A 26,175-nucleotide genomic window follows, 5' to 3' on the forward strand; every position below is an offset into this window, starting at 1 on the left:
AGAAACATATATGAGTTGTTCATAGTATGCTGTAAATTATCTGAAGTTTTTGTACCAGAAGCGAATGCTTTGATGATATTGCTGAGGAAAGGTGTATATTTTCATTGATATGTTAATATGCACCTTTTCTATTATATTTGCACTTGAATAGATGCAAGTTAGAAAATGAAATTGATTTCTATAACGTATACATAGGAAGCCATCCTTTTAAAAAGGAAGTGATTTATCATACAAATTCATGCTGTGAAAATACCAAAGAATATTGGAAATCATTTGTTTAATCAATTTAGTAACTTGATTTCAAATGAGAAGAGAGAACGAATGAAGCGGTTATTAAATTTATGTGATATTAATAGGACTTTAATAGGAGATTTGTTAATCCGATCTCTAGTCTGCCAAAAGTATAAAATTAGTAATGAAGAAATTAGATTTATATATAATGAGTATGGAAAACCTTTTGTTGAAAACTTTTCTGACTTTCATTTTAATATTTCACATTCAGGAGAATGGGTGGTTTGTGGCACTGCTAATTCTAATGTAGGGATTGATATAGAGAAAGTTTCAGAAATAGAGGCTCTTAAATTAGCAAATGAGTTTTTTTCAGATGAAGAATTTTATGATATATCTAGTATGAATTCTGATGAACAAATTAATTATTTTTATGATATATGGACATTAAAAGAAAGCTATATAAAAACGATTGGAAAAGGGCTTTATATCCCGTTAAATTCATTTTCTATAAAAAAAGAGTCACGAACTTTAATCTCATATAAGAATATACCTAAAGACTTTTACTTTAGACAATATAGCATTGAGCCGAATTATAAGATATCAGCTTGTGCAACAAGGGAAGAATTTCCGCAGGATATAATAATTAAAGATATTTATACAATTTGCCAAAATATAAACAAATTTTAAAGTAAGGAGAAAATCAATGCAGAAGACTAAACTTTTTTGCTTTCCACATGCTGGGGGATCTGTGTTTAGTTACGCAAAATGGAAAAATTACTTTAATCCATATATTGAAGTAGTCCCAATAGAGTTAGCTGGTAGAGGATATAGAATTGAAGAAAGCTTGTACCAAAGTATGGAAGAGGCCGTAAATGATGTCTACACTAGTATAGTTAAGCAGATAGAGCATTCGCCCTATATTCTATATGGGCATAGCATGGGAAGTTTGATTGCCTATGAAGTAGCCAGAAAAATACAAGATTCTAAAAACGTATTGCCTGAATTTCTTGTTTTGTCCGGTAGAAACCACCCAAATAGTAAAATGAAAAATATCCGACATAATCTTTCTAACGAACAATTTAAAAGAGAAGTTATTGCAATGGGAGGTACACCGTCCGGGGTACTTCAATCAGAAGAATTAATGGGAATTTTCCTCCCAATTCTAAGAGCAGATTTTAAAATTGTTGAGACATATATTCATGACAATAATATGCAAGCATGTGATATTGATTTTCTTATATTTAATGGGGAAAATGATGAATTTACTACATATAATCAAGTAATAAAATGGGAGCAATACACAAGTAAAACGTGTACTTTTCACTCTTTTAAAGGTAATCATTTCTTTCTAAATGAAAATATTGAAGAAATAGCAAATAGAATTATAAGAAAGTTAGATTCTAAAAGATTTTCAACTAGTTTTTAGAGTTTTTCTAAGTACAATCATGGCTGAGAAACCAAAAATTAAAGGTGAAAAATACAGGTACTGCTGGAATATCATTGAATGGAGTCATAGAAGCCTCAACGAAATGTTCAAAGGTAGGTAATGATGGAATTCTAAGCAAAATATATGAATTAACTTTAGTATATTTAGGCTTTACCTGTAGGTGAAGTTTTCTTATCTCATTTTATTTTATCACCAGAAAAATGATCTTCTAAATTAAATTCAAGCATTTTTGAATTTAAACATGTCGTGCTTTCTCATATTGACAGTAATCGACTTACGTGGCTGGAAGAAAGAATTGCTAATTATTTGGGTAATACACCATTATACTTGATACAAGGTACATAACAGTTAGGGAACCTGTATGTAAAGCTACTGTATATGTGAAGTGAAAAGGCCGGCTCTTATACTTATGAGTCGGCCTTTTTGTTTTATGGATATCAAATTAGAGAGCAACATTTCAAAGGGTATCTTGTGATATAACTAAGTAGAATTTTAAACAAGGGGATGATGAGATGAATAAATTGAAGGGGGAAGTTGCATTAGTAACAGGTGCTAGTAGGGGTCACTATATCATTTCGGGAAAATTGTACGTTTAGACATAATTTGGACACATTTTAACCAGTTCCCTGTACGTTAAAGAACTGGTTATTTATTTTACCGCTTTTTTATAGGATTTTTGTCTCGTAATGGTCTTAACTTATTGAAATTTGTTTTTTGGTTTAAGTTCCAAACATAATCACCTGTCAACGTAATATGTTCCCATCCAAGTGGAGATATATGTTGTAAATATTCTTCTGGAATTTCCACTCCTTTTGCACGCAAAGCATCTACTGCACGTGATATGTATACCGTATTCCATAATACAATTGCTGAAATAAGTAGTTGCAAACCGCTCGCTCTATGTAATTGGTCCTCATAAGAACGATCACGAATTTCTCCTAATCGATTGAAAAATATAGCTCTAGCAAGTGCGTGCTTTGCTTCACCTTTATTTAAACCAACATGTACACGTCTTCTAAGTTCGGGACTCTGTAACCATTCTAACGTATATAAAGTTCTTTCAATCCTTCCTATTTCACGTAAAGTTACAGATAAGCTATTCTGCCGTGGATAAGCCGCAAGTTTTTTTAGAATAAGAGAAGCTGTGACGGTTCCATTACGAACAGAGCTAGTTAATCGTAATAAGTCATCCCAATTATCTCTTATTTTCTTTATATTAATTGTTCCACCAATCATAAATTCCAGATGTGGTTGTTTTACGGGCTTGTCAAAAGTATAAATTTTATGTTTACTAAACGTTCTAATTCTAGGTGCAAATCGAAATCCTAACATATGACACATGGCAAAAACATGATCTACAAAGCCTGCTGCATCCGTATAATGTTCTTCAATTTTCAAATCTGTTTCATGATACAGAAGGCCATCAATAATATGTGGCGCTTCTTCTGAAGAACTAATAACTTGTACATAAAATGGGGCGTATTGATCTGAGATATGTGTATAAAAACTTAATCCTGGATCCCCACCATGTTTTGCATTTACTTGTGCTAACGGACTAGACTGACCGCCGGCTCTAAAGAATTGTCCGTCAGAAGATGAAGTCGAGCCATCTCCCCAATAAGAAGAGAACGGGTATTTATGCTGAAAATCAGTGATTGCTCCAAGGGATTTGGAGTAATTTTCATCCCTTATATACCAATCCGATATCCAAGCTAATTGTGTATAAGATATATTTGGACAAGCATCTGCCATTTTAGAGAGACCTAGATTAATACCATCAGCCAAAATAGCTGCGAACAATACGGATTTATCCTTCGGCTCAGTTTGAGTATGAAGATGAACAAAATGTTTGCTAAAATGTGTCCAGCTATCTACTTCTACCAATAGTTCTGTTAATTTAATACGCGGTAATACACTATAAATAAGTCTAGTTAGATCTTCGACCTCATCTGGAATCATTTTCTTTAAAGATGCAATTTGTATTTTATCTGCATAGACTTCAACATCTGGCAATAACTGATTTTGAATTAAATGAGTCACCTTAGAAAGTTGCTCTTCCATTAACTGAAATCGTTCCTGTAAATACTGATCGATATTTGTTGAAATTGTTAAGGGAACTTGTTTTTTATTCTTCAATTCATACCATTTTTCTTGTGGAGAGATACTCTTCAAAATCCTTATATTGTTTACTTCCTACAACCCACATATCCCCGGCACGGAGGTGATTACATAATTCCGAAAAGACACCGAACTCATAGTAATGACGATCAATACCATTATCTTTAATCACATGTTTGAACCATTTCGACTTAAGAAAATCCATCGGAGCTGTTTCAGGAATTTTTCGTTTTCCTGCTAGGTTTATTTCTTTTAACATCTCTAAAGCCTGAAATAAAGTATTACTTGCTTTAGATGCTTTAAATACATACGTTCTTAATAATCTGGGGGCAAATTTCCGAAAATGGCCATAGTGATTATCTAGTAGTTCTAAATAATCAAATTCTGCTGGTCTAGCTAATTCTTCTGCCTGTTCTACTGATTGTTCAAATTGTTCCCATGAAATGATAGATTGTAAAGATTCAAAAGGATCTTGTTCTAATTCTTTTGCTTCAATTAAAACTTTTCCAACTTTTGCGTATAAACGAACCTTTTCATTAATCGCTTTTCCGTCTTTTTGAAAGTGGTCCTTATGTTTTTTTTCTCCACGATTAAACATTCTCCCCATTAGCTTCTCAAGCATCTCTATTCCTTGATCTGTTAAAAAAGCATAAATATGAATGAGAAAGGCCATAAGAGTTGCATGTCGTTTGCGTTCATGAAACCTGGATAAATGTTGATTGGAATAACGTGATCCTTCACGTGCCATCTGTAGCAATCTATTTTGATGTACTTCTTTTCCATTATCTAAAGGTAAATTTAATTTTTGGATAAACTCTATTCGATCCATAATCTTATGAAAATTTTTAACCGAAATGACACCGGGAGGTTGCCGAAGCCATGATATATACGAATATTTATATCCCTTGCCTACGCTTAACATCCTATCGAGTTGCTTACATTGAGAGGGAGTAAGGCCCTTTGTTAATTGTTTAAAAATTTTTCTATGCGCTCGTTCACGTACAGCCCATGCTAAATGTTCAATTGCATATATGGCTGGTAGAATGATTTTTCTTTTCCTCATTTCTATAATAAGAGCCTCCACTAAAAGATGTCCTTTATCTGTTTTCATTGCCATAGGGAGAAGCCAACGTGCTAACTCTCGATATTCTTTTATAGTAAATGTTCGAAATCCGAATGTACCTCTAATTTTAATGAGATGCTCACGACGAGTTGTATCACGCTCACGTGCGTAATTTTGTATAGCTGAAGGTGAAATTCCTAATTGTTTCGCAATCGTATGTACAATAAAATCTGGAACTTTTTCATTTGCAGATAATGGTCTCCCAGGAAAACGTAAGTATGCAATTTGGATGGCAAATCCTAATCTATTAGCGGCTCCACGCTGTTTATTTATAATCTTTAATTCTTCATCAGATATTGTGTAATAACGCAATATCTCTCGTTGATCCATGTATTCAGGAATTTCATAATAATACGCCCTTTGTGATGAAGTGAGAAGCTCCCTTGTTACCATATTATTCCCCCCTATTTATTTAAATATCGATAAACCGTAGTACGAGAAACCCCTAACATTTGAGCTACATCTTTAATAGGGGTTTTATTGGTAACAAGGGTTTGTATCATATCGATTTCCTTGCCTTTTAGTTTCTCTGGTCTACCACCAAATCGACCTCTTGCTCGTGCAGCAACTCTACCGGCTTCAGTTCGTTCACGAATCAAGTTACGTTCAAATTCCGCAAAAGAAGCAAATAAATGGAACATAAGTTGACCAGTAGCACTTGAACGATCCATTGTAATATTTTCATGAACACTATAAAAACTAACCCCTCGTTCATTCAATTCATTAACAATCTGAATAAGATGGTGCATAGTACGAGCTAAGCGATCCAATCGCCAAACTACTAAGGAATCACCAGGGCGTACATATTGAATCGCTTCCTCTAAACCTGGTCTATTATCTTTAACCCCACTCAATTTGTCTTGAAATATTTTATCGCATCCATAAGAGTTCAAAGCATCAATTTGTAAGTCTAAATTTTGATCAATTGTAGATACTCGAACATATCCAACCTTCATTCCTTTTTCTCTCCTTTTGTTCAATAACTTAATTCTATATATTTATCTGAACATAGATAAGTTTACAAGGTTTTTGAACACGAAAAAGGAGAAATCCTATAATTTTTTGTTCAATATTAACGTGTACAGAAACATACAATTTTCTGTACACAAGAGTCCCCAAAAAAGAGTTTGTTGGGACACGGCAAGAATTCGTTTTTTTTTGAGCCACTCATCATGAAGCTAAATAAAAAAATACATTGTCACATTCCTGTCACAATGTATTTGTATCATAGAAATAAAAATAAGGAGGTTTATAAATATGAATAAAAAAATGAAAAAGATAGTTATTCCAATCTTGATGAGTTCAATATGTCTTACATTGCCATCCCTGAGTTATGCGCAACAAAAGGATTTTACAAAAAAGGGACAAAACGTGGTTTCACAATACAAAAATTTCACTTTTGATGTGAATCCTGAAACTGGTGAAATTTTTGTGGAAAAAGATGGTGTAAGAGAAAGTGCTTCCTTACCACTACCGAAGAAAAAAATAACAAATCTAATAAAAAAACATGATTGTATATCTTGGAGTTATCCAGATGACCAAATAGATGTGAAGATTGAAAAGAAAGAATCCTATTTAAGTATTAAGTTAAAATCTACTAAGTCTGAAGGAGCTAATGAATTTACATGGCCTAAAGTAAGTGCAGACAGCTATACGTTACCATTATGGGAAGGAAAAAATATACCTAGCAATGACTCAAACTGGAAAGAATATTTAAAAGATCAAGACATGTCATTCATAGAAAGTTTTTCTATGAGATTCTTTGTGTTGAATAAATCTAAATACTCCGTTATGTATATAGCTGATAATATGTATAACGATAATATTCATTTCACTGCTGATTCCGATATACAGTTTAGTTTTACACATCAATATCCTTCTATTAACAAGAATAAAGAATATGGATTCAGATTGTATCTAACTGATAAAAACCCTGTTTCGATGGCGAATATTTACAAAAAATATATAAAAGAAAAGGGAGAATTTAAGACACTAGAAGAAAAAGCAAAAACAAATCCGAACATTAAAAAATTATATGGTGCTCCTCATATTTATTTTTGGGATCACCCTGGGATATCAGTAGAAAATATCAAGTGGGATAAATTCACACAAAAAATGGATGAGACATTTACAAATTGGATTACACAATTGTTGCAAGCAAATACGGAGGATGGCTCAAAAGATTTTGAAACTGTTATGCAAGATATTAAAAATAAACAAGCTATCGACAAAAGTCAGCAAAAAGTAATAGTTAATGCGATAAATCAGGTATTACAATTAGAACAACTTTATAATAAAGACATTTTTAGTAATCTAGATACTGAAACAAATGAATTGTTGAAAAAAGGAATCCAAAACTTGAGTGAACAAGAACTATATACACTGAATAAAGGATTAATTAAGAGTAAGTTAACAGATGCAGTAGATGAAGTAAGCCGATGGGAACAGAAAGAAACAACAGATGTTTTAGTTGATATGAAGAAATCGAATGTTAAAAAAGCATGGATAGGTTTACCTAATTGGGCTAATGGATTAATGAATCCCAAAATGGTAGAAGAAGCAAATAGAATGGGGTATTTAATCGGCCCTTATGATTCATATCACTCGATTCATGAAGTTGGAAGTAGAGATTGGAATACTGCTTCTTTTAAAGATAAAACTTTATATGAAAATGCAACAATATCTAATGAAAAAGGAGAAAAAATAGGAGGATTCTTAGGAAAAGGAAGAAAGTTAAATCCAACTTTATCCTTACCTAGTGTGAAAGAACGTGTAGGTGATATTTTACAAAATAATATACCGTTTAGTTCTTGGTTTGTCGATTGCGATGCTACAGGAGAAATTTATGATGATTATTCCCCAAATCATATTACTACTCAGGAACAAGATGTAAAAGCAAGATTGCAAAGAATGAAATATATTAGCGAAGAAAAGCATATGGTCGTCGGATCAGAAGGTGGGAATGACTTTGCTAGTAATATAATTGCCTTTGCGCATGGAATAGAAACACCCGGGATTTGGCCCGATTCTGATATGAGGGATAAAAAGAACCCATATTATGTAGGCGGATATAAATCCACTTCACCAGATGGTGCTATTCCAGAATCGAATGCCAAAACAATACCAATCAAACCTATTTATAAAAATATTTATAATAATCCTGTATATTCAATTCCGTTATATAAACTTGTATATAATGATTCAATTATTACGACTCACCAATGGTCATGGGGAAGTTTTAGAATTAAGGATGAGATCGGAAATAGAATGTTATCTGAAATGTTGTATAATGTACCACCTTTATATCATATTGATAAAAATGAATGGGAGAAAAGTAAATCCATCATTACCTCTTATTTGAAAGTATGGTCTCCATTTCATGAGAAAGCCGTAACAAAACCAATGACTAATTTTGAAGTATTGTCTGAAGATCGGCAAGTTCAAAGTACAACATTTGGAAAAAATATGAAAGTGATTGTGAATTTTTCAAACCAAGATTTTATATATAATAATGAGAATATAAAAGCAAAAACAGCTATAGTATATGATGGGAAGAAAAAGAGTATATTAGAAGTTCCTAAATACTAAGATACATGACTTAGTTGTTGCTTTGAAATAAAGTCGTACTGTTTTGAATAAAGTTTAACTGTTTGCAAAAAGGCTGCACCGTTTTACATTATTAAATAAAGCTGTCACGGTAAAACTCTTGAGTTTTGATCCAACTTTATTCAAAACCAACATAAAAAAGGATTTCTGTGTTTTGAAGTCCCTTTTTATTTGTAATCAGGATTTTTGAAAGATTTGTGAATTTCATAGAAAACAAACGGAATATAAAGTAAATGTTATTGTTTTGTACATTAAAGGTTATTTATGTTATTTAAACCATATTTTTACGAAGGCACTAGAGGGAGTACCTTCATGTATAGTGTGGTTGAAGCTGCAAAAGAGAACAATTTAAGTCCTTATCATTCTCTTCGATATTTGTTTGAGACACTCCCCAATATCGATTTAAACAATTATGAAGAAAAATCTGTGTTGGATTCTCTTTTCATTGGTCTTAGTTGTGGGGGAGCCCTAGTGTTGTGTTATAACTTTGGAATATTGACATATCTAGGAGGACCTATAGATTTCAGTTGATTATATGAAATGAAAAATAAAGTCGTTATTTTGGGGATTCAGACTACCATTATTTAAACTATTATTCACACTAAAAGAAGTACAAGGGGGAAGGTATATCTATTAAAATAGTAAGATATACCAAAGTAGAAATGAATATTAAATTAAACAAAAAAGTAGTAGCATTAACAGCAGGATTAACGGTATTATCTTTACCATTGACATCATTTGCAGAGGAACAACAATCAGTAAACAATAAGCAACTTACAAGCATTCAAGAACAAGGTAAAACAGACCAACTTCAAGTATCAGATGAACAGGCTTTAAAAAGTATTGAAGCTAGTTTTGAAGGGGTAGATGGACGTGGTAGAGGTACTGTCGATAATAAGAAAGCAGACAGTCTTCAACGTTCAGAAGGTATTCATGAAGAAACGGGTACATTAACTGTTCCTAATAATTCAAACAGAACAAAACGTAGTCTGCCTTCCGTATCGCCTAGAATCTCTAGCACAATAAACGGTGTTCCATTCACTGAATGGATTGTTCCAGCAGGTAACGATAATATTCGTCCTCAAAACTACATGAGTCCAAAGTACATTACAATTCATGAGACTGATAATACAAGTGTAGGTGCAGGTGCTAGAAACCACGCTCAATATCTATATAATCAAGCAGTAGGAAACACAGACCGGACTGCATCATGGCATTTTACAGTAGACGATAAAGAGATTTATCAACACCTGCCATTAAATGAGAACGGGTGGCACGCGGGAGACGGTGATGGCCCTGGTAATAGAGAATCTATTGCAATTGAAATCGCAGTTAACAGAGACGGTAACTACAGTAAAGCAGTAGATAACGCTAAGAAACTTGTAGCTTATTTAATGAAAGAAACGGGTGTACCGTTAAATAATATCGTAAAACACCAAAGGTGGAGTGGTAAAAACTGTCCCGCTAACATGATTAATAATGGGCAATGGGATTCATTCATAAATGGTGTTGAGGGGAATTATAATAACCTTTCTCAACCAACAGACGACATTACAGGGGGGTGGTATGAGTCAGCTATTCGAGATTTAAATAGAAGGGGGATTATGGTAGGAGAAGGAAACGGAATTTTCGCACCTAACAGAGCGGTAACAAGAGCCGAATTTGCTCAATTAATCTCTAAGTCTCTAAACTTGCCAGCCGGAGAGGGCTCATTTAAAGACTTAAACGATGCAAACCCAACTCTACGAGATAGTATTAAACGCACTGCAAGTGCAGGTATCATTGCAGGTAGAGGTGACGGTTATTTTGACCCGAACACACCTATTACAAGAGAAGAATCAGCAATCATTGTAAACAGGGCTTTACAGTATAAAAATCTATGGGGGCCAGTTGCAAACTTACCATTCGTAGATAAAGACCAAATTATCTATAAAGAAGACGTACAAAGATTGTATGGCTTAGGTATTGTAAAAGGTAAGGGAGACAATCAATACGATCCTAAAGGAACAACAACCCGTGGTGAAACAGCATCATTCATTCTAAACATGCTTCAAGTAATTGAAACTGGTAGTGTTCAAAATGTAATTGGAACGGCTCAAATCAATGGTATTGGGATAAATATTCGAAGCGGAGCAGGTTCAAACTACTCTACTGTTAGAAAGGCAAGTAAAGGCGAAAAAGTTACAGTATATGAAGAAAAAAACGGTTGGCTAAGAATTGGAACAGGTCAATGGGTTTATTATGACTCTAGTTATATCAACTATAACAGATGATAAAAAACTAAAATCTTTAAAGCATCTACACATAGACTTTCGAAAAAAGAAATAATCTCGCTTATAATTAACGTTACATGAGCTTAGCTTGATAGCGAAGTGGTGATACCCCATCGCTATCAAACTAAGGTTTTGAAGTAACCTCAAAATGAAAAGTTTCTTTCTCTACAGTTAGCTGTTTTAAGAAGTTAACTCATTTTTTCTTTTGGGGTGTTTACTTTGCTTGAGGCACGGCAACGATTACTTCTTTTGGGGCCACTTAAAATAGCCACAATCTATTTATAAATAGATTGTGGCTATTTTTGTTTAAATTACAGCTTTTAATCCATTAGGTGAAATGGCCATATCAAATTGGATATTGGGTGGTTGACGATTATCGTCCAATCCATATTTCCCGAATCGACTTATATGAAAGGTAAGGTATGGACTCAAATCAGATAGTACTTCTTCGTATAATTCATTTCCTTCTTGGATGTATTCATGCAGGATACGAGTAAGTTGAAAGACGTTATAAATGGAGTTATATTCATTTGTTGAAAAAATAAGAATTGAAAGTTTTTTATTTTTTTACAAATAGCACACAAAAATGACATACTTCTAGGCTATTTTTATATAGAGGAATTATTTTTTGAAATGGTTACTACATATAAAGGAGACTTCAAAATGGATATGGATTCATATTATTGGGAAATGGTTAAGAAGAATATTGGTGTGTATTCTGAACAGGAACAAGAATGTCTTCGAAATAAGAAGGTCATTATTTTTGGACTAGGGGGAGTAGGTGGATATGAAGCAATTCTGTTTTCGCGAATGGGAATAGGGCATATTACCGGTGTTGATCCCGATGAATTTGAAGTTTCTAATATTAACAGACAAATGTTAGCGCTTTCTAGTGTTATAGGTGAACCAAAAGCAAAAGTTGCAGAACAGGTTGTAAAAGATATACATCCCTATATATCAACAAACTTTATACAAACAAGAGTAGATGAAGATAATGTAATCGAGCTTATAAAAGGGCATGATATTGTAGTAGAAGCCGTAGATGATATGCCTTCAAGAGTTATTATACATAGAACAGCTAGAGAATTAGGCATACCAAGTGTGGGGATGTCAGGTAGCCCCCCAACACGAGGATTTGTTTCTACATTTTTTCCAACCGGAATTCCTTATGAAGAGGCATTAAACATCTCAAGTGTCGGATGCAAATTAACAAATCAAGAATTAAGACAACAGATTGCTGATATAAAGAAAAGTCGAGCTTGGTATTCTGTGGAGAAAGGCGCACCAAAAGAGTGGGCGCAAGATTTTTGTGATGGAAAAGCAGGCTGGATTATCACACCGATGCGTGCTCATCTATTGTCACTATTTAGCTTTCATGAAGCAATACAAGTTTTAACTGGTCGTGAACCTCTAGCTAGAGCGCCTAAAGGCATTGTAATGGATTTAGATAGTCATATCCCGGTTCAAGTAAAAGAAGTCCCAAAGGGTGGATGGGATTATAAAACACTGTAAGGAGGAATATAACTTGTTAACAAAAAATAATGATATGCAAAATATATACGAAGAAAGTTTTACGCGAAATATTGGTGTTATCTCTGTAGCAGAGCAGGAGAAATTAAAAAATTCCCGAGTTACTGTAGTTGGAGCAGGGGGCGTAGGAGGAATTACTCTCATCCAATTGGCGCGAATGGGTGTGGGTTCTTTACATGTTATTGATCAAGATGTATTTGAAGCAAGCAATATCAATCGACAAATGCTAAGTTCCAACAGTAAATTAGGACAGCCGAAGGCAGATGTTGCTTTAGAAGTTTTGCAAGACATTAATCCATTATTACAAATAGAGATAACGAAAGAATTTGTTACCGAGGACAATGCATTAGAACTTCTAACGAATACAGATGTCATTATAGATGCAACTGATAATTTAGTAGCGAGAGTAATTATCCATCGTACAGCTCAAAAATTAGGGATTCCTTCTATTTGGATTGCAGTTACACCTCCCTTTAGAGGTGGCGTCATGTCTTTAACTCCTGACTCTACGCCTTATGAAATCGCGTTAGGATATCCGTCTTATCAACAAGAGCTAACACCAGAAATGCAAAATAAAATTCATAAATTAAAAGATGGACGTGCTCTTCATTCCGTCAAGCATGGTGCGGATGAGAAATGGGCAAATAATTATGTACAAGAAGATCGTCCATGGGCTGTGCTGTCTCCCGTTGCGAATATCGTAGGCATTCTAGCAAGCTTTGAAGCATTTAAATTTATAATAAATCGAGAAGACTTAAAACCTGTAATAAGTCCAAATTTAATACAAATTAACCTTGCAAATCAAAATATGGTACATGTGTCTGTACCTGAAAATGATAGTTGGGATTATACAACATTATAGATGAGGTAAGAGAATATGCTTCCTTTTTTGTTACTGGGGATTATTGTTACACTCGCTCTACTTGTTAAGGATTATGCGCTAGCTGGTGCGGCTTGTTTATTAGGAGTTTTACTTGCTGTTGGACAAAAAACTTTATTACATCTTATTCAACAATATTCTTTTACAATTGGTATTTTCTTTCTGATGCTATTCCTTTTAGTACCAATTACATCTGGAAAGATTACAAGTGAACACGTAATAAAATTAATTACCTCTCCTATCGGATTAGGATCCATTCTAGCAGGTTTTACTGTGTCATACATAGGAGGAAAAGGTGTAGGAGTTCTACCTATGAATCCTACGATATTGTTAGGTGTCTTAATAGGTACTCTTATTGCCGTATTATTTACAAAAGGGTTACCAGCCGGATTAATTATTGCGGCTGGAATCATAGCTATCATTTCTATGAAATGAAAGGAATATTCTAAATGAAGATAAAATGGACACATATTAGTTTAGTAGGGATTTTTTTTATAATACTTATGTCTAGTTGTTCTAATATCAAAGAAACTTCTCAAAATGATCAAACTTCTAAAGTGGTAAAACAAGAATTAGAAATTCAGCAAGGAGAAGAAAATTTATTTTTACTTCATAAAAACTTAAATAATAAAAAACAGTATACATCTGATGAAATCATTTTATTTTTAGAACCATTTAGTGTACCTACAGCTCAAGCATTTGATGTACCAAAATTTTCATGGATGGATGAGTATGCCAGAAAAGGGTATGATACTTGGGCTATGGATTTCAGAGGGTTTGGTCGTTCTTCTCGCCCTAAAGAAATGTCAGATCCTCCTGCCCAAAACCGTCCGGTTATTCATTTGAATGATGCAACTAAGGATCTAGAAACAATTGTAAATTGGATTAAAAAGAAGAGAAACGTAAAAAAAATTCATATTGTTGGATGGTCATATGGAGGTGTTGTGGCTGGAAATTATGCAATATCCCATTCTCAAGATATTAATAAACTTATTTTATATGGATATATGCATGGGTTCACACTTCCTATGATGACACAGCCTTTCGAAAACCCACTACAACCTAATCAGTTTAATCCTAAAGCACCAGCTTATCAAATGGTGGACTTTGATAAAGGAATGCATCATTGGCATATGATGATGGGAAATAAAAAAATTGTTACAAACGAAGCAATGGATGCCGTAAAACAAGTTTTTATTGATTCAGATACTATGAGTAAGAAAAATAATCAAACGATTCGTCGACCAGTCGGTCCACTTGAAGATTTATTTTATATTTGGAAAAATCAGCCCCTATATGATGTATCTAAGATTACCACTCCATTACTTGTCATTTACGGGGAAGATGACATATTTGCAGACCGAAATATGATGTCAAAATTAACAAGTACCAAACAAAAAAAAGAAGTAGTAATCCCTGATGCTACACACTGGGCTGTTTATGAAAAGAATCGTAATACCCTATTCGAACAAACATTAAACTTTATAGAAGCGAAAGAAGGCAAACAGGAATGAAAAAGGGTTTAACAATATTAGATGCTACCTTGCGTGAAGGAGAACAACAATGTGGTATTCGTTTCTCCAAGGAAGACAAAATTACATTACTTCACATGTTAGAGGATTTTGGAGTAAGTCTTATCGAAGTTGGACACCCTGGCATCTCTGAAGAAGAAGAAGAGGTTTGCCGAGAAGTTGCAGCATCTGCAAAGCACGCCGAAATACTTATGCATGCTCGGGCGAAAAAAGAAGAAGTTCATGCGGCTTATCGTGCTGGTGCCGATTGGATAGGAATCTGGGCGTCTATTAATCCTATTTCTTTACAAACAAAGTATACCAATCGATCAAAAGATTATGTTATTAATCAGGTGAAACATGCTATTGAAGAAGCAAAATCTTTAGGAATGAAAATCCGTTTTACTATTGAAGATGCTTCACGAACGGAATGGGAAGATATCGCTTACATTGGACAGATTGCACATATAGCTGGAGCAGATCGAATCAGTTTAGCAGACACTGTAGGAATTTGGGAACCAGGTCAGTGTGCGACAATCGTGAAGAAATCTGTTGAGACATTCCCTTGTGAGATTGAAGTTCATCTTCATAATGATTTAGGATTAGCCACGGCAAATGCTATTGCTGCAATTGATTCAGGGGCATCTGTCATTGATGCTACATTGTGCGGAATAGGTGAACGTGCTGGAATTGTTGATTTGCTAAATTTATCAGTATTTTTATCTCAAAAGCGTAATCTACAGTGCTTTAAACTACAGATGATCCCTGAATTAACGCAATCACTCCAATTAGCTACCGGTTGTCAAGTAGATCATTGGAGACCGATTATTGGAAAGAATATATTTACTCATACTGCATCCTATCATATAAAAGCTGTTCAGCAGGATTACTCAGCATATGAGGGTATTCAACCTGAAATGATAGGAAGAGTAAGGAACATACAACAAAAGCGTATAGAAAGAAAAGGGCCTCGGCTTTCAAAGTCTCTCCGAGTTAGTAAACCATTTGTAAAAGGAGCATCTGAGCTTTTATATCATCGTGATGGTCCAGGAGAGCGTTGGGTACAGATGGATTATAGAACTGATGAACGTGCTTCATTTTATGTAATACAGCGTGTATTTTACGGCGCCAATATGGATGAAAACTTAGAAGGACATGTAGATACCCACGCACATCATTGTGATAGTGCCTTTATTTTCTGGGGGAATAGAATAGATGGTACAGGTCTCATATGTGAAGTGGAAATTGAAGGGGAATTGCAAATGTTTGAAAGCCCAGCATCTGTTTTTATTCCATCGGGGTTAAAACATAGGTACAAATACGTCTCGGGTACAGGGACATATACAAACATCGTACTAGCACCTAATTATAATTCTAGTTTGTTAGAGGAAAACTCATCAAAAGTATTTGTGTATTAATTAAATAAAAAAGTTTTTATTTCTGTTATGATGATGTTTTAGTAAACTATCTGACTGATAAGAGTATAAGCAGCCTCAATGTTCTTTATGTGAAAAAATAAAAAACAGATAGAATTCAATATGTTCTTTGAATTCTATCTGTTTTTTGAATGGCCCTGATTAAGTTGATGGGCGTGGGGGTATAACATTCACTACAATACAAAATAAAAGGAGAAACTATTCAATTAGTTTTTCCTTTTTATTTTGTCAAACAAATGTAACAAACGAACGGTATACTTAGTTAAGTAATTAGGGAAGACAAATATAGGAGTCTGAACTTTACTCTTTCTAAAGAGAGTGCTGAAACCACATTACAATAACTAAACAATCCCTATTTTGTTGATCAATAAAAGGAGAAATTTACATGAATTATAATTCTGAATCCATGGATGAATATTTGAAAAGGCGGAAACAGAAAAAACGTCGACGAAGATTTGTTGTTATACCATTACTCTTTCTCATTTTTTTTGGAAGTTTTTACGGTGTCCATATATTTATGAAAGCTAGGGCTGTTATAAAGGATGCGTATGCAGAATTAGATAGAGGGAACAAATCGGATAAACGTCAAACGGCAGTTGACCCCCTAAAAAATAATATTTCAATTTTAATTATGGGCGTTGATGAAAGTGAAGGGCGAAAAAAGCAATATGGAGAAGCAGTTCGTTCAGATGCCCTATTATTAGCCACTATTAATAAAGATAGTAAGTCAGTGAAGTTATTAAGCATTCCACGCGATTCTAGAGTATTTATTCCCTCAAAGAATATAATGGATAAAATTGGGCATGCACATGCATATGGTGGTATCGATGGTACAATTAATACAATAGAAAATTTTTTAGATGTTCCAGTTGATTACTATATAAAATTCAACTTTGAATCATTTACCAAAATTGTAGATTCTTTAGGTGGTATTGATGTTGATGTTCCAATAACGTTTACTGAACAAGATAGTAAAGATCAAGCAGGTACTATCCATCTTGAAAAGGGTATGCAACATTTGGATGGAGAACAAGCTCTTGCTTTAGCAAGAACAAGAAAAATTGATAGTGATTTTATGAGGGGGAAACGACAACAATTAGTACTTGAAGCCATCGCAAAAAAAGCGTTATCTGTTGGTTCTATTCAAAAATTAGGTGATATATTAGATGCGGCTCATGGTGATATTAAAACAAATTTAACATTTGAGGACATGGGAGTAGTTGCTAAAAATATGATGGGGGGTAATTTAGTATTAGATAAAATGCAAGTAAAATGTGAGGATCAGTATATAAATGGCGTTTATTATGCTGTTCCTAATAAACAAAGTGTTGATGAAATTTCAAATCAATTGAAAAAACATCTTAATGTAACAAACAGTTCAAATCATAAAAGTTTGTAAAAAAACCAACTACTTCATGAAGTAGTTGGTTTTTTAATAGTATATTATCCCCGGAAAATCCAATTTGAGAGAAATATTTAAAAGTTCATTTCAATTAAAATGTCACTTGTTTGTAACAAACTACTATTATTATTGCATTGAGTGAAAGATATATACAAACTTATAAAAAAATTAGAACTTGATATGGCTATCTATTAAATGGATATTTCGCAAGTTTAAGTGAGTTATTTGTTAGGAGGAAAAGCAATTGTATAATAAAACAATTTTGGTTACTGGTGGTACAGGCTCTTGGGGGTACGAACTTATCAAACAATTATTAAAAGAATCCCCTAAAGAAATACGAATCTTTTCAAGAAATGAAACGGTTCAATTTGAAATGCAACAACAATTTAATAATCATGATAATTTTAAATTTATTATTGGGGATATTCGTGATAAAGAGGCGTTAGTTTCTGCTTGTAAAGGTGTTCATTATGTGTTTCACCTTGCCGCTTTGAAACATGTTCCAGTATGCGAATACCAACCTTATGAGGCAATTAAAACGAATATAAATGGTACAGAAAATGTAATTGAAGCATCCATTCAAAATAATGTAGAAAAAGTAATATATGTTTCAACTGATAAAGCTGCTGACCCATCTAACACATATGGAATAACAAAAGCAATTGGAGAAAAACTAATAATCCATGCAAATTTACAATCAAGTAAAACAAAGTTTATTTGTGTCCGAGGTGGAAATGTTTTAGGTTCAAATGGAAGTGTAGTACCTATTTTTAAGAATCAAATTAAGGAATATTCAAAAATAGGTATTACAGATTTTGATATGACTAGATTTTTCTTAACAATTGAAGAGGCAGTGGAATTGTTATTTAAAGCAACAAAAGAAGGAAAAGGTGGAGAAATATTTGTAATGAAAATGCCAGCTTGTAAAATCACTGATTTGGCAGAAGTTTTAATTGAAGATTCTCAGAACGCAGATGTACAAATAAAGGAATTAGGGATTCGTCCCGGTGAGAAATTAAGTGAAATTTTGCTTTCTGAAGTTGAAAGTAAAACGAGTATATGTTTTGGTGAAGATTATTTTGTAGTATTGCCTACTATTCATATAGAAGGTCTTCAGGAACACTATTCCAATTATCCACCTGTTACACTATCGAATTATAGTTCTCAACAGGAGTTTCTACAAAAAAGTGAAGTGAAGAAAATGTTGAAAAAGGGAGGTTTCATATCATGAAAAAAGATGTATGTCTTTTGATTACGGGTGTAAATGGTTTCACCGGACGACACGCGTATCAATATTTTTCAAAGCTGGGTATAAACGTAATTCCCATGTTCCAAACTCATTCTCGTACAATTAAGCTTCCAAATAGTGTTGTGTGTGATTTGACAAAAAAAACAGAAGTGATGAACTTAATTAAGAGAATAAAACCTGATTATGTATTACATCTAGCAGGACGGAATTCTGTTTTAGAATCATGGAAGAATCCTCTTGAGAGCATGGAAGTCAATATAATGGGAACTTCTTATTTATTAGAATCACTGAGACAAGAGGTTCCAAATTGTAAGACGCTTATTTTAGGATCGGCACTGCAGTATGATTTAACAAAAAGTAGCATACCTCCACATCCATATAGTTTAAGTAAAACAATGCAAGCACTGATTGCCGATGCATGGGGAGAATTAATGGGCTCGAATATCGTTATAGCAAAGCCTTCCAATCTAATTGGCCCAGGTGAATCTACAGGGATATGTTCTCTTATTGGAAGGAAACTAGTAGATATTAAGATGGGGAAATGTGAGCCGATCATTGAAGTTAATGATCTTCAAGATACAAGAGATTTTTTAGATGTTCGTGATGCAGTTGCTGCGTATCATGTATTACTATGTGAAGGTGAAAAAGGAAAGAAATATAATATTGGATCGGGTATAAAACGTTCATTATTAGAAGTATTAAATGTGTATAAAGAAATAACGAACTTAGATTTTCGGATACGAGAAACAAATAATGTGAAGAGCAAAGATCAATATGATTTAGTTTTACATGATATTAGAAAACATGGCTGGTCTCCTAAAATTCAATTCATAGATTCATTGCAAGATGTATTGGAATACATGAGGGTAAGTAAAGAATAAAGGAGAATTATTAAATGGCACTCCATCCTATAAATAAGGTAGATATATTTTCTATAGATATGAAAGATAAAGATACCATAAATATATCTATTTTTGATGTATTAGATTGGAAGGAAGAGGAGAAACATGCATCACTTTTACAGAAAAAAATAAATGAATGCGTAACATTTATGGAGAGTAAAGAGATTTATGAAAAAATCCCTGGAGCAGCTGGGGGAAATAAGTTTATCATACAGATATTTGCTAAGTATGAATGTAGTGAATTTGGAAATGACTTTTATGAAATTATAGAGGATCTTTTACAAGATAAAGGTTATAAATTGATGATTTATAAAACTAATCAACTATATAGGAAGTTTATTTGATTAGGAACTTAAATAAAACGCAAAAGAGAAAAATAATCTTTAATGGCTTTTGCATCATTCATTAGGAGCGAATAGATTATGGAATATGTGAGAGAGCTTAGAAAGATTGTAGGACATCGCCCTTTGATTTTAGTCGGAGCTGTTGTCATTTTAATTGATAAAGAAAATCGCATCTTATTACAAGAAAGAAAGGAACCAAAAGGAGTATGGGGGATTCCCGGTGGGCTAATGGAACTAGGAGAATCGATTGAAAATACTGCCAAAAGAGAAGTGTATGAAGAAACAGGGTTGTTAGTAGAGGATCTTACACTATTTAATGTGTTTTCTGGGGAGTCATATTTTAGAAAGCTGGAAAATCAAGATGAATTTTATGCGATTACCATTGTGTATAGTTCTAAAAAGTTCAGAGGGAATTTACAAATATCAGATGAAGAATCTTTAAAATTACATTTTTATAAAGTTGATAATTTGCCAGAAGCCATGCTAAGTACACACAAAAATATTCTTTATGACTTTTTGAAAAAAACGGATATTTAATAATTTGGTTTGAGAACTATTGAGATGATAGAAATGGTAAAGAGAAAAAAACAAATAAAGGTGGAATCATTTATGCGTAAAAGAATACTATTCACTGGGGGCGGTACCGCCGGACATGTCATGGTTAATATGGCACTAATCCCTGAATTTATTAAAAAGGAATGGGATATTCAATATATTGGGTCTCACAACGGAATTGAAAAATCGTTAGTTACAAATGTACCGTATCATAGTATTTCAACAGGGAAACTTAGGCGGTATTGGGATTGGAATAATATAAAAGATCCTTTCAAAATTATAAAGGGATGTTTACAGAGTTATAGATTAATTAAAAAAATGAAGCCAGATATTGTGTTTTCAGCGGGCGGATTTGTATCTGTTCCTGTAGTTATAGGGGCACGTTTGAATAAGATACCTATTATTATACGTGAACCAGATAGTACTTTGGGACTTGCTAATAAAATAGCCCTTCCTTTTGCAACGAAATTATGTACAACTTTCCCTGACACAGGGAAGAATTTAAACTCCAAAAAAACGACTTATATTGGTCCAATTGTAAGAGAAGAAATTCTAAGGGGTAATAGATTACGTGGAAAAGCCTATTGTGGATTTCAACTAAATAAACCTATGTTACTAATAATGGGCGGAAGTCAAGGCGCACAGTGGATTAATGATATGGTAAGAAAGAATTTGGATAAATTATTGATGGAATTTAATATTGTTCATATGTGTGGAAAAGGGAAAGTGGACTTATCTATTGAGATGGAAGGATACAAACAATTCGAATATATAGGAGAGGAATTACCTGATATACTCCATCTAGCTAGCATAGTAGTTTCAAGAGCGGGCTCTACCGCTATTTCCGAACTGTTGACTTTGAAAAAGCCAATGCTTCTCATTCCACTTACTAGTGGTTCAAGTAGAGGAGATCAAATAATAAATGCAAAATATTTTGAACGTTCAGGGTACGCTGAAGTATTACTTCAAGAAGACACAAAACATGATACGTTTATTCATACGATAAAAAAATTATATAACAATAAAGAAACGTACATTCAAAATATGAATAACTTCAAAAGGAAAAATAACGAAGGGATACATCAGTTAGTTAATTTAATAAGTGAAACGTGTCAACCTAACTGATGAACTTGAGTTGGAATGTATAGTCTAATTCCTTCATGTAATCAATTGATCGAGGAGGATAAAACTGTGAAACATCTAAGGAAATTCTTAAAAAGGTTTTTAATCCTTTTTTGTATTTTCATTCTTATTGGTATAGGTATATTATTCGGTACCGAATATGGTCGAGGGCTTCGTATAACCGTTGCTGAGAGTATACTGACTTCTCAACACCCACAATACGTAAAATACACCTTCTTATCTCAAAAAGAGTTAGATAAAGTGAGAGAAATTATTAATAATCCTAAATGGGAAAATAGTAATAATGGAATCTATAACAGAATAGCAGAAAAAAGATTAAAAGAATTAAAAAACCAACCCTTAAAAATTGATGTAGAAACCATTAAAAGTAACAAAACCAGTCGCTTTCATTTTGAGGGAAAATTAGTTACCATTAGTAATCCTTTCAATGTCAAACTTGTTACTCATCAAGGTACACAGGGAAAAGACAAGGGAGAAAAAATTAGCGTAATGGCAAAAAGGAATGATGCGATTGTTGCTGTGAATGCGAGTGGGTTTGCTGATGAAACAGGAAGAGGCGGGGGAAGTATGGCAACTGGAATTGTAATAGAAGATGGAAAAATTATCGATACAAATCACGATAAGAATTCTACAGCAATCATTACTGGATTAACAAAATTTGGTCAAATGATAACTGGGAATTACTCTCCACATCAACTATTGGATAAACAAGTTGTTTCTGCAGCAGGATTCATGCCACAGTTAATTGTAAACGGGAAAAAAATGATAACAGAAGGTGACGGAGGTTGGGGGTCTGGACCGCGTAGTATAATGGCTCAGAAAAAAGATGGCTCCATTATGTTTCTAGTTATAGATGGTCGACAGGCGCAAAGTATAGGAGCTACGTTGAAAGAATGTCAAGATATTATGTATGAAAAAGGAGCTATAAATGCAATGGCTATGGATGGAGGGTCTTCTGCTACCCTATATTTAGGAGGGGAAGTTAGAAATTCACCGTCTACTTTATCTCATGAGGATCGATTCTTACCGAATGCTTGGGTAATAACAGCGAATCCAAAACAAAAAGTACAAATAAAAATAGATGGGAAAAGTACGGATCTTAATTCATTAACAGATCTAGACTAAAATATTATAACTAATCAAAACTAATGTATTATGGTGTAAATAGATGAAGAAGAACGTCGATGATAGTAGATTCTTAACGAAGTCGTATTTTATGCTACAAGGCCAAACATTCGATGGATAAACTCTTTCTGATTTTGGACAGACTTCTCCCCTTGGAAAGTTTGTCCTTTTTTATCATATGTATGAATTCGATGTCAGCTAATGCTTCGTTTTCTAGTATTCTACTATACGTCTTATCCGCTTTGAATGGAGTGATGAACTTGTTCCGCCATGATATTGAAATGTTTTTCTTTTTCAACTCAATTTCTATATAAGTAATCAAATCATAAAAATATATCCAAGCATAGGATTTAATGTGGGGGGAATTTATGAGTAAACTTGCTCAAAAATTATTTATAAATATATCAATTATAATCTTTCTTATTTTTACACTGTCATTATTATTGACAAATTATTTTTTACCTAAATATTACTTATATAAAACAAGGGAAAAAGTTAATATTGTGACGATACAAATACAAAATCAATCAAAAGAAGAATTTATAAATAACATTCAAAATATGGAACAAAAGTATAATCTGACTATTGTGTATACACCTATAACAAATATACCAAAAGATTTGAGTGGGTCTTTACATGAGGAACTTTCAAAGAAAGGAGTTACATTAAATCGTTTTTGGATTGGAATAGAAAAATTAAAACAAGTAGAAAATGGCGAGAAAGCTGGTGAACTATATGATCAAGGAAAATTAAAGTCCCAATTCTTTGCTAATTTACTCTCAAAAGAAGATATGTTTATTGTGGTAGGGGTATCTATGGCTCACTCTGATGAAATGATAAATATACTTAATAATTTTAATATTTCTATATTCAGTATAGCTATTGTTATAGTAATCGTATTAGTATGGATACAATCTAAAAAGATTACTGATCCTTTAAAGCAACTGAGTATTGTTACAAAAGATATTTCAAGCTTAGATTTTAAACAAACTAATATAAAAACCAATGATGAAATTCAAGATCTGGCTGAGAGTATAAATATAATGAGTAATAAACTATGCCAAGCCCATCACGACTTAACTCACAGAAATGAAAATTTAAAAAGAGTTATGGGTGATATTACACATGAATTAAAAACGCCTATTGCATTGATTAAAGCATACTCTCTTGGAATCAAAGATGGGTTAGATGATGGAACATATCTAGATACTGTTATTAAACAAACTGATAACATCTCAAAGTTAATTGAAGAACTTTTGAAATTTGCAAAAATAGAACGAAATGAATTAAAAAAAGAACAATTTAATATAGTATCACACATTCACAATGTTTTAGAAGCGCATGAAATTGAAATGAAATCCAAAAATATAGATGTATTTTTTAAATATCCACAAGATAAGATACTTATATTTGGTGATAAAGAAAAAATAGAAATGGTTTTTAATAACTTTATTTCAAATGCAATTAGATATACAGCAAATCAAAAGATAGAAATTAAGTTAGAGGAGTCTCGTGAACAGTTGTTGTTTAGTATAAAAAACGGAATAGAATTTTCAACTACAACTAAGATTGAAAAAATTTGGGAACCATTTTTTGTCTTAGAAAGCTCTAGAAGTAAAGACATATCTGGAACAGGTTTAGGTTTAGCGATTGTAAAAGGAATATTAGAAATGCATGATTTTCAATATGGCATTTACACTAAAGAAGATGAAATAGAATTTTATGTGTATATGCAAAAGAGCTTAGAATAAATTAATATTGTCTAATTATCAGTGCGATTTAGAATGCAATCATAATAGTTTGTTTCTTTAAAAATTTGCATCTTATCAAAGATAAAAATTTTATGGAACATGGAATGTATACCACGTACAGTAGGTGCTTTACGTGCAAAAATGGTAAATATCTCAGAGAGTTTTTCGTAACATATATCCTCACTTGTTTGGGAACATATCACATTGACAGGTGATTATGTGTGGAACTTAAACCAAAAAACAAATTTCAATCATTTAAGACCATTACGAGAGAAAAACTCGATAAAAAAGCAATAAAATGAATAAACGATTCCTTAATCGTACAGGGAATCGGTTGATTTGTGTCCAAATTGTGTCTAAACGTACAATTTTCCCGAAATGATATGGTGACCCCATACCCATCAACTTAAGAATTTGCTTTACCCCCAAGTGTAAAAAAAACGCCATCCTTTCCTATAAGGAAACAGAAAGAAAGCGTATTTTTTTTAAAAAAAAGTATGTTACGAGTTTTTTAGTTGATTTGAACGAAGGTTCATTTTATTTTTACTCTTAAGTTGATGGGCATGTATGGTGACCCCTAGTAGGGGAATAGGGCGAAGCATTGTCTTATATTTGGCTCAAGCTGGTGCGTTAGTCGTAGTTCACTATAGTAAAAGAAAAGAAGAAGCAGAAAGAGTAGTGCATAAAATTAAACAAGATGGCGGTTCTGCATTTGCAATCAGTGCAGACTTAAGTACTTTTAACGGTATAAATTACTTGTATTCAATATTGGATCAATCTCTTCAAAAACATATAGGTAATACTACATTTGATATACTTGTAAACAACGCTGGAATTGGGCAGATTTTAACGTTAGAGGAATCTACAGAGGAGTCTTTTGATGAGGTTATGAATATTAATGTGAAGGCTCCATTTTTCATTATTCAAAAGGCTTTGCCACGTTTAAAAGATGGAGGACGGATTATCAATATTTCGTCATTTGTTACACGGATAGCCTTCCCAAGTGTTTTTGCCTACAGTATATCTAAGGGGGCAATTAATACACTCACTTATACTTTAGCCCGTGGTATTACAGTAAATGCAATTCTCCCAGGCATAATTAATACAGAAATGAATACTGAGACATTGGGGAATCAAGATGGACAAAAATATGATGCAGGTTTATCGACCTTTAATAGGTGGGGAGAACCTAATGATATAGCTGATATTGTAGGTTTTCTTTCATCATCAGACAGTCGTTGGATAACTGGTGAGTTAATCGATGCAAGTGGTGGATCTTGCTTATAATGCTAGAGGAAAAGCCGACTTAAATTGAGTTGGATTTTGCAAATCTATTATTTATTTGTTAAACCAGTGAACTACGCACCACTTATTAGCTCTTACAATAGCCAACTTGAAATGGGTCCAAAGGTGGTAAGTCAATAAGAGTAGAGAACTAATTATGCTGTAGTAGGATTAATGTTAAGTATAAATGGTTCTGGTGCAAAAATAGAATAAAAGATAATAAAGCGCATAGATTCCTAACGGAATCGTATCTTATGCCGCAAGC

19 protein-coding genes and 3 pseudogenes are annotated in these 26,175 nt (G+C 33.2%); 19 read left to right on the forward strand and 3 right to left on the reverse strand.

The features are described from left to right. Positions 1 to 243: 243 nt before the first annotated feature. The gene (locus NSQ08_RS29030) at positions 244 to 918 is read left to right on the forward strand and encodes a 4'-phosphopantetheinyl transferase family protein (RefSeq protein ID WP_043314397.1); all 675 of its coding nucleotides are present in this window, start codon (positions 244 to 246) and stop codon (positions 916 to 918) included. Positions 919 to 934: 16 nt separating this feature from the next. Further along, positions 935 to 1,657 carry a thioesterase II family protein gene (locus tag NSQ08_RS29035; RefSeq protein ID WP_340780543.1) on the forward strand — a complete coding sequence of 241 codons (723 nt, stop codon included), beginning with the start codon at positions 935 to 937 and terminating at the stop codon, positions 1,655 to 1,657. A 675-nt stretch (positions 1,658 to 2,332) separates the two neighbouring features. Here NSQ08_RS29035 and NSQ08_RS29040 read toward each other — a convergent pair. Next, positions 2,333 to 5,312: pseudogene (locus NSQ08_RS29040) on the reverse strand (Tn3 family transposase). 11 nt (positions 5,313 to 5,323) lie between these two features. Beyond that, the gene (locus NSQ08_RS29045) at positions 5,324 to 5,875 is read right to left on the reverse strand and encodes a recombinase family protein (protein ID WP_340780544.1); all 552 of its coding nucleotides are present in this window, start codon (positions 5,873 to 5,875) and stop codon (positions 5,324 to 5,326) included. Between the two features lie 301 nt (positions 5,876 to 6,176). Here NSQ08_RS29045 and NSQ08_RS29050 point away from each other — a divergent pair, with 301 nt between their 5' ends. Both NSQ08_RS29050 and NSQ08_RS29055 read left to right on the forward strand, forming a co-directional pair. Beyond that, the gene (locus tag NSQ08_RS29050) at positions 6,177 to 8,507 is read left to right on the forward strand and encodes a glycoside hydrolase (RefSeq protein WP_002144024.1); all 2,331 of its coding nucleotides are present in this window, start codon (positions 6,177 to 6,179) and stop codon (positions 8,505 to 8,507) included. Between the two features lie 680 nt (positions 8,508 to 9,187). Beyond that, on the forward strand, positions 9,188 to 10,798 hold the full coding sequence (locus NSQ08_RS29055) for an S-layer homology domain-containing protein (RefSeq protein ID WP_340780545.1): 1,611 nt from the start codon (positions 9,188 to 9,190) through the stop codon (positions 10,796 to 10,798). A 306-nt stretch (positions 10,799 to 11,104) separates the two neighbouring features. On the opposite strand, the pseudogene NSQ08_RS29060 reads toward NSQ08_RS29055, so the two are convergent. Next, positions 11,105 to 11,311: pseudogene (locus NSQ08_RS29060) on the reverse strand (Tn3 family transposase); the annotation flags it as partial. A 150-nt stretch (positions 11,312 to 11,461) separates the two neighbouring features. Between NSQ08_RS29060 and NSQ08_RS29065 the strand changes: the two are divergent. The 15 genes and pseudogenes from NSQ08_RS29065 to NSQ08_RS29135 all read left to right on the forward strand — a co-directional run bounded on the left by NSQ08_RS29065 (position 11,462) and on the right by NSQ08_RS29135 (position 25,913). Beyond that, entirely contained in the window at positions 11,462 to 12,310 is an 849-nt protein-coding gene (locus NSQ08_RS29065; protein WP_002144027.1) for a HesA/MoeB/ThiF family protein, read from the forward strand. A 13-nt stretch (positions 12,311 to 12,323) separates the two neighbouring features. Continuing rightward, positions 12,324 to 13,190 carry a HesA/MoeB/ThiF family protein gene (locus tag NSQ08_RS29070; RefSeq protein ID WP_002107139.1) on the forward strand — a complete coding sequence of 289 codons (867 nt, stop codon included), beginning with the start codon at positions 12,324 to 12,326 and terminating at the stop codon, positions 13,188 to 13,190. Between the two features lie 15 nt (positions 13,191 to 13,205). Then, positions 13,206 to 13,643 (forward strand): DUF441 family protein, encoded by a 438-nt coding sequence (locus NSQ08_RS29075; RefSeq protein WP_002144029.1) that lies wholly within the window; start codon positions 13,206 to 13,208, stop codon positions 13,641 to 13,643. Positions 13,644 to 13,657: 14 nt separating this feature from the next. Next, positions 13,658 to 14,722 (forward strand): alpha/beta hydrolase, encoded by a 1,065-nt coding sequence (locus NSQ08_RS29080; protein ID WP_340780546.1) that lies wholly within the window; start codon positions 13,658 to 13,660, stop codon positions 14,720 to 14,722. Then, positions 14,719 to 16,137 carry a homocitrate synthase/isopropylmalate synthase family protein gene (locus NSQ08_RS29085; RefSeq protein ID WP_002144032.1) on the forward strand — a complete coding sequence of 473 codons (1,419 nt, stop codon included), beginning with the start codon at positions 14,719 to 14,721 and terminating at the stop codon, positions 16,135 to 16,137. Before NSQ08_RS29080 ends, NSQ08_RS29085 begins: the two co-directional genes overlap by 4 nt. A gap of 403 nt (positions 16,138 to 16,540) precedes the next feature. Further along, a complete protein-coding gene (locus tag NSQ08_RS29090; RefSeq protein WP_340780547.1) occupies positions 16,541 to 17,554 on the forward strand; it encodes an LCP family protein in 1,014 nt (337 codons plus the stop codon). A gap of 247 nt (positions 17,555 to 17,801) precedes the next feature. Next, on the forward strand, positions 17,802 to 18,788 hold the full coding sequence (locus tag NSQ08_RS29095; protein WP_340780548.1) for a UDP-N-acetylglucosamine 4,6-dehydratase family protein: 987 nt from the start codon (positions 17,802 to 17,804) through the stop codon (positions 18,786 to 18,788). Continuing rightward, positions 18,785 to 19,687: an NAD-dependent epimerase/dehydratase family protein gene (locus tag NSQ08_RS29100; RefSeq protein WP_340780549.1), complete on the forward strand. Its 903-nt coding sequence runs from the start codon at positions 18,785 to 18,787 to the stop codon at positions 19,685 to 19,687. Before NSQ08_RS29095 ends, NSQ08_RS29100 begins: the two co-directional genes overlap by 4 nt. 14 nt (positions 19,688 to 19,701) lie before the next feature. Beyond that, positions 19,702 to 20,052 carry a DUF6572 domain-containing protein gene (locus NSQ08_RS29105; RefSeq protein WP_002144039.1) on the forward strand — a complete coding sequence of 117 codons (351 nt, stop codon included), beginning with the start codon at positions 19,702 to 19,704 and terminating at the stop codon, positions 20,050 to 20,052. A gap of 78 nt (positions 20,053 to 20,130) precedes the next feature. Further along, a complete protein-coding gene (locus tag NSQ08_RS29110; RefSeq protein WP_002144041.1) occupies positions 20,131 to 20,589 on the forward strand; it encodes an NUDIX hydrolase in 459 nt (152 codons plus the stop codon). Positions 20,590 to 20,661: 72 nt separating this feature from the next. Next, positions 20,662 to 21,732, forward strand: coding sequence for an undecaprenyldiphospho-muramoylpentapeptide beta-N-acetylglucosaminyltransferase (locus NSQ08_RS29115; protein ID WP_002144043.1), 1,071 nt, complete (start codon positions 20,662 to 20,664; stop codon positions 21,730 to 21,732). A 66-nt stretch (positions 21,733 to 21,798) separates the two neighbouring features. Continuing rightward, positions 21,799 to 22,875: a phosphodiester glycosidase family protein gene (locus tag NSQ08_RS29120; RefSeq protein ID WP_033716523.1), complete on the forward strand. Its 1,077-nt coding sequence runs from the start codon at positions 21,799 to 21,801 to the stop codon at positions 22,873 to 22,875. A 368-nt stretch (positions 22,876 to 23,243) separates the two neighbouring features. After that, positions 23,244 to 24,626 (forward strand): HAMP domain-containing sensor histidine kinase, encoded by a 1,383-nt coding sequence (locus NSQ08_RS29125; protein WP_340780550.1) that lies wholly within the window; start codon positions 23,244 to 23,246, stop codon positions 24,624 to 24,626. A gap of 87 nt (positions 24,627 to 24,713) precedes the next feature. Beyond that, positions 24,714 to 24,923, forward strand: a pseudogene (locus NSQ08_RS29130) (Tn3 family transposase); the annotation flags it as partial. A 270-nt stretch (positions 24,924 to 25,193) separates the two neighbouring features. Then, the gene (locus NSQ08_RS29135) at positions 25,194 to 25,913 is read left to right on the forward strand and encodes an SDR family oxidoreductase (protein ID WP_340780551.1); all 720 of its coding nucleotides are present in this window, start codon (positions 25,194 to 25,196) and stop codon (positions 25,911 to 25,913) included. The last annotated feature ends 262 nt before the right edge of the window (positions 25,914 to 26,175 follow it).

Source organism: Bacillus sp. FSL E2-8887 (assembly GCF_038007205.1).
GTDB lineage: Bacteria > Bacillota > Bacilli > Bacillales > Bacillaceae_G > Bacillus_A > Bacillus_A mycoides.